General features: G+C 33.8%; 11 protein-coding genes. 6 read left to right on the top strand and 5 right to left on the bottom strand.

Features of this window, described 5'->3' with window-relative positions; all coding sequences use genetic code 11:
- Window positions 1–91 precede the first annotated feature (91 nt).
- Complete coding sequence (locus A9G09_RS07055) at window positions 92–514, top strand: hypothetical protein (protein ID WP_065634168.1); 423 nt, start codon at window positions 92–94, stop codon at window positions 512–514.
- A gap of 438 nt (window positions 515–952) precedes the next feature.
- Here the strand turns inward: A9G09_RS07055 and cmoB are convergent, their stop codons facing one another.
- Complete coding sequence (gene cmoB / locus A9G09_RS07060; protein WP_065634169.1) at window positions 953–1,921, bottom strand: tRNA 5-methoxyuridine(34)/uridine 5-oxyacetic acid(34) synthase CmoB; 969 nt, start codon at window positions 1,919–1,921, stop codon at window positions 953–955.
- A 36-nt stretch (window positions 1,922–1,957) separates the two neighbouring features.
- Complete coding sequence (gene cmoA, locus A9G09_RS07065) at window positions 1,958–2,689, bottom strand: carboxy-S-adenosyl-L-methionine synthase CmoA (protein ID WP_065634170.1); 732 nt, start codon at window positions 2,687–2,689, stop codon at window positions 1,958–1,960.
- Window positions 2,690–2,760: 71 nt separating this feature from the next.
- Between cmoA and A9G09_RS07070 the strand changes: the two genes are divergently transcribed.
- Both A9G09_RS07070 and rnd read left to right on the top strand, forming a co-directional pair.
- On the top strand, window positions 2,761–3,909 hold the full coding sequence (locus tag A9G09_RS07070; protein ID WP_065634171.1) for a metallophosphoesterase: 1,149 nt from the start codon (window positions 2,761–2,763) through the stop codon (window positions 3,907–3,909).
- Between the two features lie 19 nt (window positions 3,910–3,928).
- Window positions 3,929–5,020 (top strand): ribonuclease D, encoded by a 1,092-nt coding sequence (gene rnd, locus A9G09_RS07075; RefSeq protein ID WP_065634172.1) that lies wholly within the window; start codon window positions 3,929–3,931, stop codon window positions 5,018–5,020.
- A gap of 25 nt (window positions 5,021–5,045) precedes the next feature.
- Here the strand turns inward: rnd and A9G09_RS07080 are convergent, their stop codons facing one another.
- The gene (locus A9G09_RS07080) at window positions 5,046–5,669 is read right to left on the bottom strand and encodes a TRIC cation channel family protein (RefSeq protein WP_065634173.1); all 624 of its coding nucleotides are present in this window, start codon (window positions 5,667–5,669) and stop codon (window positions 5,046–5,048) included.
- A complete protein-coding gene (locus A9G09_RS07085; protein ID WP_065634174.1) occupies window positions 5,666–6,358 on the bottom strand; it encodes a 5'-methylthioadenosine/adenosylhomocysteine nucleosidase in 693 nt (230 codons plus the stop codon). The genes A9G09_RS07080 and A9G09_RS07085 overlap by 4 nt, the downstream gene beginning before the upstream one ends.
- A gap of 101 nt (window positions 6,359–6,459) precedes the next feature.
- Between A9G09_RS07085 and A9G09_RS07090 the strand changes: the two genes are divergently transcribed.
- Both A9G09_RS07090 and A9G09_RS07095 read left to right on the top strand, forming a co-directional pair.
- On the top strand, window positions 6,460–7,230 hold the full coding sequence (locus A9G09_RS07090) for an SDR family oxidoreductase (protein ID WP_065634175.1): 771 nt from the start codon (window positions 6,460–6,462) through the stop codon (window positions 7,228–7,230).
- A gap of 26 nt (window positions 7,231–7,256) precedes the next feature.
- Complete coding sequence (locus tag A9G09_RS07095; protein ID WP_065634176.1) at window positions 7,257–8,126, top strand: co-chaperone YbbN; 870 nt, start codon at window positions 7,257–7,259, stop codon at window positions 8,124–8,126.
- 205 nt (window positions 8,127–8,331) lie between these two features.
- On the opposite strand, the gene map is transcribed toward A9G09_RS07095, so the two are convergent.
- Window positions 8,332–9,120: a type I methionyl aminopeptidase gene (gene map, locus A9G09_RS07100; protein WP_065634177.1), complete on the bottom strand. Its 789-nt coding sequence runs from the start codon at window positions 9,118–9,120 to the stop codon at window positions 8,332–8,334.
- A gap of 215 nt (window positions 9,121–9,335) precedes the next feature.
- On the opposite strand from map, the gene rumB reads away from it, so the two are divergent.
- Window positions 9,336–10,176: hypothetical protein (rumB, locus tag A9G09_RS07105; protein WP_065634178.1), on the top strand; the 841-nt coding region annotated here is incomplete at its 3' end.

Consider the following 10,176-nt stretch of genomic DNA (forward strand, 5'->3'; position numbering starts at 1 on the left):
AATAATCAGCAGTTAATAGAACACTTACTAAAAATAGTGAATGAGCATTTTTTATCGGGTAAGATTAAATAATATAATAAGGGATAGCGCAATGAAAAAATTAGCGAAATCAGCAGTGATATTGATTGGATTATTGATGTTTTCATCGGCTTATTGCGATGAATTACCGCCAGTATCTAAAGTAAGTTCGGCCATTGTTAATAGCGCAAAAAAATCGATTTTAGGTGAAAAAGGTAAGTTTCCATATAAGACGGCAGATGGTACAGAACTAACCAATATTACCGCAAATAGTAATAACATTGTATTTGAGTATAAAATTCCCGCAGATAGCCAAACCTTGCCAGTACAGGATCTTTCTGATTATTTTAGAGTTCAGCTTAAAGATGAATTTTGTAATAAGCAAGATGTTGTCAATGTCTTGAGTTTTTATGATATTCGTTTCTTATTTCGTTTTCAGTATTCTGATGATCGCAACGTGCCAGCGACACTATCGATTAAAGAAATTTGTCAGTAATACTCTAGTCAATAATGCTTTAAGCTAATCTCTATTGGATAAGCTTTTATAAGATAATGCCATATTTTGTAAAAGTCTTATCCGAAGATAAAGTATTTATTGATAACACATCCTATTCTTCATAAAAGCCCAACTGGCTGCTAGTGTATTGATTTACGCCAAATCTCCCTAATTTAATAGGTTTAAACAAGAATTGACTAACTGCTCATCAAGGACTAATTTTTCAAGTTATAAATCATTTATTGTAATATCATTCACAATATTCATTTATTACTACTCGGTGAAGCAAAAGATCGCAGTTAGGCAATTACTATTACCGTATTATTGCGAATTATTTATTGTGCCAATTATCAGTTATTGTCGATTAATTAGTGAATTTAAAGACACATTTTAATTAACACTCATCATCACTATTTATATCTGCTATTGGTTTGTAGACTAGTTTTTAGCAATAAATACTGCTCGCATAGGGGCAGGATATCCTTCTACGGTTTTGGTTATGTCATTGGGATCTAAAAAATCAGCCAGTGAATCAGATGTCATCCATTCTGTTTTACGTTGTTCATCCAAACTAGTGGTCGAAATATCAACAAGCTTAACCTCTGTAAAACCACATTTATTGAGCCAGTTAATCATGGTTGGTACTGATGGAATGAAATAAACATTACGCATCTGAGCATAACGTTCACCGGGCATTAATGCTTGATGCAGCTCACCATCAATGACCAGTGTCTCTAATACTAATTGTCCTCCATCAGTCAGTTGATCTTTTAACTGATAGAGATGATCAAGCGGGGAGCGACGATGATATAAAACGCCCATTGAAAATACGGTATCAAAAGCCTTTAGTTTGGGTAACTCTTCAATACCAAGTGGTAATAGGTGGGCTCGCTGGTCGTTACCTAATAATTTACGGATTGCTTCAAATTGGCATAAATAAAGCGCCATTGGATCAATGCCCACAGCCAATTTTGCTCCAGCACCAATCATACGCCATAAATGATAACCACTATTGCAACCGACATCTAAAACTGTTTTACCTTCTAAGTTATCGATATGATTGATTAATCGTTGCCATTTCCAATCTGAACGCCACTCGGTATCAATATAAATATCATATAAATTAAAAGGTCCTTTACGCCAAGGCATCATGGTTTTTAATAACTGCGTAATCCGTAATTGTTCGCCATTAGTTAATGGTTCTTTGGTTTTTGCTGTGACACTATGCAATAAATCAATTTGATAAGGCGTGATAGACGGTAGATGCTTAATACTGTTGAGCCATTGATTAAAGCGATTATCAATGTTTTGTTTTTGCCAATTTGCTAATTGTGCAGGTAAAACTTCAAGCCAACGACTCAGTTTACTTTTTGCGATTATCTGGTAAAAATCACCAAAGTCGATCATGTGTTATTCCTTGTTATCTGTGTTTGCATTTATACTTTATTTGATTGCGATAATAGATCCAAAATTAAAGCACTGGAACCAAGTATCAATATGATTAAATCCTGCCTGAGATAGGCGTTTTTTATGCGTTTTGATCGAATCGGTCAGCATCACATTTTCTAACATGTTTCGTTTTTGACTAATTTCAAGTTCGCTATAGCCATTTGCACGTTTAAAATCATGATGCATATTGAAGAGTAATTCATCAATAGTTGGATCACTAAAACTAAATTTTTCAGAAAGAACTAAAATACCATTAGGTTTTAATGCTTGATAGATATTATTTAAAACACGTTGACGGTTTTCTGGGGTTAAAAATTGTAAGGTAAAATTAAGTACCACCATTGATGCATTTTGCATAGTAATATTGCAAATATCGTCACAGATGACTTCAACAGGAACTTTAGCTTTGTATGCTTCGATGTGTCGTTTACAACGTTCAACCATGGGTTCGGAATTATCCACTGCAATAATACGACAATTAGCATGATTGATATTACGTCGAATAGACAGAGTAGCTGCACCTAAAGAGCACCCCAAATCATAAACTGTTGAATTTGGTTGAACGAATCTTTCTGCTAACATGCCAATCATTGAGATAATATTAGAATAACCAGGAACCGAACGTTGCACCATATCGGGAAAAACTTCGGCGACTTTTTCATCAAATGTCCAATCGCCTAATTTTTCAATGGGTGTCGAAAATAATTGGTCTTTTTTGATATCCATAAAAGTTATTGGTACTATAGATTTTAATTCTGCTATCATACCATTTTTTAGGTTCAATTGTTCGGGTAATTATGAGTTTTATTGCGCTTATTGCCATAGTTGTTAGCATTCTGATCGCTATCTATTTAGGTAAACGTTGGCAATTTTGGTTTAAATGTCATCCACGTGGTGTATATAAAATTGCTTATTGGTTTTTTGTTGGTATCGCGAGTTTATCTTTAGTACTTTCTAAGATATTTGAGAGTTTGTCTACTTATTGGCTGCCTTTATTGGCGAATGTTACTTTTGGTTTAATTATCTGCGCTATTTTTGTCACTTTATTGTTTGATATTGTGCATAAACTTATTAAAAATAAATTTAGCTCCAATTTAGCGACCAAAATTATCTATATCATTTGTGTTCTCTCACTATTTTGTTATGGCCATGAGATGGCTATCGAATCTAAAATTGTTAATTATCAAGTCAAAATTAATAAACCGGCTAATGTTGATCATTTACGTATTGTTCAGCTTTCAGATATTCATATCAATGAATTAACTACGCATAGAATGATTCAACAAATGGTTGATAAAGTGAATAGTTTGAATGCCGATTTTATTGTTATTACTGGTGATACATTAGATAAACGCTTAAAACCATTTATTGAGCAAGATTTTTACAAACAATTTCAGCAACTCAAATCAAAATATGGCACATATATCATTTTCGGTAATCACGAATATTTAGGTACAAAGGAACCGAATAATCGTGAACAAGATATCATTAATGCCTTTCAACAAGCGAATATGAAAGTGTTAAAAGATGATATAGTTTATCTGGATGACGTCGGTATTAGCCTGATTGGGCGCGATGATTTTTCATCTGCGTTATATGATGTAAAACGGGCTTCTTTATCTGACTTGATGATGTTTACTGACACGCAAAGCCCAGTCATTTTATTAGATCATCAACCGAAAGATTTAGTTGAACCTGCTTCGTTAGGGGTGGATTTAATGATTTCAGGTCATACTCATGATGGACAAGTATTTCCTATTAATTTGCTCGTTGCGGCAATGTATAAAAATGCCCATGGCATCTATCAAGATAATGAGAAACCTTTTGTTAGTATTGTGAGTAGTGGTTATGGTCTTTGGGGACCGCCAATTCGTTTAATGACGCATTCTGAAATCGCAGTTATCGATATCGATTTTGCTAAACAACCAGCATCTAGCACTAACTAAACTAATTAGGAAACAGACCTTGTCATATCAATTTATTACCAATAATGCGCAGTTGAATCAATACTGCGTAAAAATTGCCAATAGCAATGCAATTGCTTTGGATACAGAATTTGTACGCACTCGGACTTTTTATCCACATTTAGGGTTGTTGCAAGTGTTTAATGGTGAATATGCTGCACTGATTGATCCGCTAGCAATTACTGATTGGCAGGCTTTTTTAGCTATCTTAAATAATCCTACTATTGAAAAATATTTTCATTCTTGCAGTGAAGATATTGAAGTCTTTTTACACTTTTTTGGTTGCTTGCCAACGCCAATTATTGATAGCCAAATATTTGCTTCTTTTTTGGATAATCCAATAAGTAGTGGTTATGCAAGCTTAGTTAACAAATATTTAAATGTTGAATTAGATAAAAGTGAAACGCGTACAGACTGGTTAAAACGCCCGTTAACTGAAAAACAATGTGACTACGCTATTAATGATGTTTTATATCTTTTCCCTTTGATGAATTTGCTCAAAACGCAATTAACGAAACAAGGTTATTTAACGGCAGCCTATCAAGAATGCCAAACCGTAATTAAACGTAAGTGCGAAATTATTAATCCAGATGATGCTTATCTTAATATTAAAAACAGTTGGCAATTAAAGGGTAAAAGTTTAGGTCAATTATATAAACTGGCTCGTTATCGTTATAATACCGCTAAACAAAACGATATCGCTTTAAATTTTGTCGTGAATGAAGAAACACTATTTAAAATAGCGCGTTATTCGCCAAGCTCCTTGGCTGAACTTGATAAATTAGGTATGAATGGCAAGGAAATACGGTTATATGGACAGGCTATTTTAGCTATTTTATTAGAGCCTATTCCAGATATTCCTCCTATTCGTCGAGTTAACTCTTATCCTAATTACAAAAATATTGCAGATAAATTAAAACAAGCAGCGCAAGATATTGCTGAGCATACTGGGTTAAATCAAGATTTGTTATTATCAAGGCGATTAATCAATCAGTATGTTAAATGGCAAATAGATAACACCGCTGCTTTGCCTGACATTTTATCTGGTTGGCGAAAACCTTTATTTGAAAAATATATCGCTAATGAGCAGTAAAAGTTCAATAGTATTGTGATGACGATTATTTTTTTAATCCAACTATAGGTAATGTTAAATTACGATAAATCGCTAATAGGCGAATGGTAAGTGTCACTGAAATACCGAGCAGGGTGGATATCTCTAACGGCAAATTAAGTCCGTTATAAGCAATGACATGTGTTGTTCCACCAATTATGCAGGCAGTTGCGTAGATGTCGGTTCTAAAAACCATAGGAATATCTCTGGCAAGTACATCTCGTATAATTCCACCACCAACACCTGTCATAACGCCCATACACACTGCAATTAGGCTATTGACTTGAGAGTCAATAGCTTTGTTTACCCCAATACCGACAAATACAGCAAGACCAATTGCATCTAATACCGAAAATAACCATTTAGGAATAGTTAGGGTTGATGAATAACGCAACAACAACATGGTTATTAGTGAGGCGATAATAGCAACGTATAAATCTGTTGAGTCAGTTATCCAAAAAATCGGTCCATGATTTAACACCATATCTCGAATAGTTCCGCCGCCAATGGCTGTAATAACAGCTAAAACAAGTGCACCAATTGGATCCATCTCTTTTTTTGCGGCTAACAAAACACCAGAAATAGCAAATACAATAGTGCCTAAAAGGTCAAACCAAAAAAGGTAACTCACGCAAGTTCACTCAACATTGACTCTACAATTAACGATGATTGTGCAGAGGCAACGTTTAAAAATGATTGAAAATCAATTGCTGATTCATTATCACCATTATCGGAAATTGCTCGCACCACAACAAACGGCACCTTAAAAAGCCAACATACATGACCAATTGCTGCAGCTTCCATTTCAACAGCAATTGCGTCAGGAAAGGTTTGTTTGATTCTATCTAAATGGTTTTTACCATTAATAAATGCATCGCCACTACCAATTGAGCCTACAATTGCATTGACGCCATGTTTTTTTATACAGCTTTTAGCGAGTAATTGATATTTTTCAGCAGATTCAAAGGTGGCAGGGCAGCCAGACATTTGTCCTGGTAGGTATCCAAAAGCCGTTAAATCAACATCGTGATAAAAGACATTCTGTGACACAACAATATCGCCAATATTAAGTTTAGACGATAATCCTCCTGCTGAACCCGTATTAATGACGGCATCAACGTTGTAATTATTCAATAACAACGTTGTGCCCGATGCTGCTGCAACTTTACCGATACCAGATTGAAGCAATACAATGTCACAACCGGCAATTTGACCTAAATGAAAATCATAACCTAAATGGTTTTCAACACGATAGTGACTGATTTTAGTTTTTAATATAGCAACTTCTTCTTCCATTGCGGCAATAATAGCGATTTTCATTTAGTCCTCTTAGCTTTGATTAACTAACTTAAATTTAGATGTGCTATCATAATTGCAGAGGATTAACTTGACAATATATCATTACAAGGGAGTGACAAAATTTGCGAACAATATTTATTACCGGTTGTTCTAGTGGTATTGGTTTAATTTCAGCGATTGCCTTGAAAAAACGTGGATATCGCGTTATTGCTTCGTGTCGTAAAGTGTCTGACCAAAAAAAACTTATTGAGCAAGGGTTTGAAACAGTGTTACTTGATTTAGATGATCCTGAATCAGTTAAACACGCAGCAAATGAGGTATTAACATTAACTGACGGTAAATTATATGCATTATTCAATAATGCAGGTTTTGGTGTATATGGTCGGTTAAATACCATTAATCGTGAGCAATTAGAAGCTCAATTTTCAACTAATTTTTTTGGTGTTCATCAGTTAACCCAATTACTGCTTCCTGCAATGCTTGAACAAAATGAAGGCCGAATTATTCAGACAAGCTCTATTGTGGGCATCGTAGCAACCCCTGGTCGAGGCGCTTATTCTGCAAGTAAATATGCGTTAGAAGCATGGTCAGATGTATTAAGACTAGAATTATATAAAACCAATATTAAAGTTTGTTTAATCGAACCTGGGCCCTTAAAAACCTATTTTTCCAGTAATGTTAATCAAACTGAAAAAAATAATACTATAGAAAATCCACCTATTGCCAAACGATTTACGCTTCTTCCTGAAGCTGTGTTACCTTATTTATATCATGCATTAGAGAGTGATAAACCAAAAATTCGTTACAGGGTAACAAAAGTCACTAAACTTGCTGCTATCGCTAAACGTTTGCTTCCCGATAGATTAATGGATAAAATTTTATCTAATAAATAATAAGCCGAAAAATTTAGGAAACATTTATGCAAAACCAATTTATTTTTGATGTGAATGAACAGAATATTCAAGCAATTATCGAAAAGTCATCGCTATCACCGGTATTATTTTACTTTTGGTCTGCACGAAGCCCAGAATACGAAACAATGACACAAACATTAACAAAATTAGCTAATGAACTTAATGGGCAATTTATATTAGCTAGTGTCAATTGTGATGAACAGCAAATGCTAGCGGCTCAATTTGGTTTAAGAGCAATACCAACAGTCTATCTATTTCAAAACGGCCAACCTGTAGATGGTTTTCAAGGACCACAATCAGAACAAGTGATTAGGGATTTTTTAGCTAAAGTATTACCAAATGAAGATGAATTAAAGTTAATTGAAGCACAATCATTATTTAATGAAGCTAAATACGAACAAGCTTTACCTTTGTTAAGGCAAGCTTGGAAAGCCTTGACCGATCATCTAGGTAAGCCAAGATCTGATATTGCATTAATGCTCGCTAAATCGCAAATAGAACTCAAACAATTAAGTGAAGCAAAAGAGGTACTAAGTACCATTCCATTGCAAGATCAAGATTCCACTTTTCATGGTTTACAAGCAGAAATAGAACTACTCGAACAAGCAGCTAATTCGCCTGAATTACAATTGTTGCAAGCGCAATTAGCTCAGCATCCCGATAATATAGAATTAATGATCCAATTGTCTTCTCAATTAATGCAGGTAGGGCGTCATGAAGAAGCGTTAGAACTATTATATCAACCGCTGACCAAAGATCTTAATGCTGGAGATGGGCAAGTGAAAAAAACATTGCTGGATCTATTAGCGGCTCTTGGTACCAGTAATCCTCTGGCAAGTGCTTATCGACGTAAACTTTATACATTATTATATTAATAGATAAAGTGTATCGAAAAAGATCAATGTTTATCGCCATCTATTGTTTTATTGATTTTAATTGTTAGCAGTATAACTAATTAATAAAGTGAATTGTTTGGTATTGGTTAGTTAAACAATAGACTGAGAATAAAAAATGGCGGTTTACTAAAAATGATAAGTAATGAAAGATTCAACAATTGTATCATTGTTGAATCTTTTTTATTTAGTGTTCAATAATGCGAGGAAAGTTTTCATCTTTGCGTAAGGTTAACACTTCAACGCCGTTATCGGTGACTAAAATAGTATGTTCATATTGCGCAGAAAGACCATGATCTTTAGTTTTAACTGTCCAACCATCTTTCATTGTGCGAGTACGCCAATCGCCGGTATTTACCATTGGCTCGATAGTGAATGTCATTCCCGGTTTTAAAATCACTCCACCATCGTCAGCATCATAATGTAATACCTGTGGTTCATCATGATAGACATTACCAATACCATGACCACAATATTCTCTAACTGATGAAAAGCCGAATTTCTCGACATATTTTTGAATCGTTTTACCAATTTCTTTTAAACGAATACCTGGTTTAATAATTTTTATTGCTTCATATAAGCTTTCTTGAGTGACTTGACATAATTTTTCACCGGCAATTGTTGGTTTACCCGCAATATACATTCGTGAAGTATCGCCATGATAACCATCTTTAATGACAGTTACATCAATGTTGAGAATATCACCATCCTTAATTTTTTTTTCGAAACTTGGAATGCCATGACAAACTACATCATTGATTGAAATACAACTAGTATGTTTATAGCCACAATAACCAATATTGGCAGGAATTGCTTTTTGCACATTAACAATGTGCTCATAACAAATTTGGTCAAGTTCACCTGTACTTATACCGGGTTTAACATAAGGTTCAACTATTTCTAATACTTCAGCGGCAAGTTTACCTGCTATACGCATTTTTTCGATTTCATCGGGAGTTTTTAACTTGATAGACATTAATTAGTTCCTATAATATTAACGGCATTATCCTATCATATACCGGTATTTCGTCAAATCATAGCTATTAGTATATTTACAATGAATCGAAAAATATTGAAATGTTTGGTAAAAAAATTAAGGTAAAGCTAATGTTTTAGTATAAAATTGAATTTAGATTCTCACTCATAAAAATTATAAATAAAATATACATTAAAAAAATAGGTTTTATCATCATGCAATGTCGCTATTATCAGCAAAAAAAGTGTTTATCTTGTCCATGGATTGAACGACCTTATCAAACACAACTTGATGAAAAACAAAAACAATTGATTAAACAATTAACACCTTTTCAACCTTTAGAATTAAAAGCGCCTTTTGCCAGTGAACAAAAAGGGTTTCGTAATAAAGCAAAAATGGCAGTACTTGGAACAGTTGAAAAGCCAATCTTAGGTATACAACACAACGAACAAGCTGTTGATTTATGCGATTGTCCACTTTACAGTGATAGCATGCAAAGCATTCTTAAAATCGTACGTAGCTATATTCGTAAACAAGGGATAGTTCCCTATAATATTAATAAACGAAAAGGTGAATTGAAATTCATTATCATTACTGAAAGTGCTAGCAACAATCAAAACAGTTATATGTTGCGATTTGTCCTAAAATCATCAAAATTTGTTGAACAAATTAAAAATACAATAAGTCAGTTGCAAAGTTACATACAAAATCTACAAGTAGTATCAATTAATATTCAACCTAATCATGCCGCAATTTTAGAAGGTGAACAAGAATTGGTTATTACTGATAATCCATATTTACCAATAAAATTAAATAATATTGAACTCTATATAAAATCGAAAAGTTTTTTTCAAACTAATACCTATGTTGCTGAAAATCTATATAAAACTGCAAGTGACTGGGTTACTAATTTACCGATTAACTCTATTTGGGACCTTTTTTGTGGGGTAGGTGGTTTTGGGTTAAGTTGTGTGACAAATATTGATAATACTATTTGCAATGATATCAAGTTAACAGGAATTGAAATCAGCAGTGATGCAATTGAATGTGCCAATA

The sequence above is a fragment of the Gilliamella sp. wkB292 genome, assembly GCF_001690235.1.
Classification (GTDB): Bacteria; Pseudomonadota; Gammaproteobacteria; order Enterobacterales; family Orbaceae; genus Gilliamella; species Gilliamella apicola_F.

Bases quoted from the DNA above. Each gene is read 5' to 3' on its own strand.
- A9G09_RS07070 (WP_065634171.1), top strand. From the start codon at position 2,761: ATGAGTTTTATTGCGCTTATTGCCATAGTTGTTAGCATTCTGATCGCT.
- cmoB (WP_065634169.1), bottom strand. From the start codon at position 1,921: ATGATCGACTTTGGTGATTTTTACCAGATAATCGCAAAAAGTAAACTG.
- A9G09_RS07085 (WP_065634174.1), bottom strand. From the start codon at position 6,358: ATGAAAATCGCTATTATTGCCGCAATGGAAGAAGAAGTTGCTATATTA.
- A9G09_RS07055 (WP_065634168.1), top strand. From the start codon at position 92: ATGAAAAAATTAGCGAAATCAGCAGTGATATTGATTGGATTATTGATG.
- A9G09_RS07095 (WP_065634176.1), top strand. From the start codon at position 7,257: ATGCAAAACCAATTTATTTTTGATGTGAATGAACAGAATATTCAAGCA.
- map (WP_065634177.1), bottom strand. From the start codon at position 9,120: ATGTCTATCAAGTTAAAAACTCCCGATGAAATCGAAAAAATGCGTATA.
- cmoA (WP_065634170.1), bottom strand. From the start codon at position 2,689: ATGGATATCAAAAAAGACCAATTATTTTCGACACCCATTGAAAAATTA.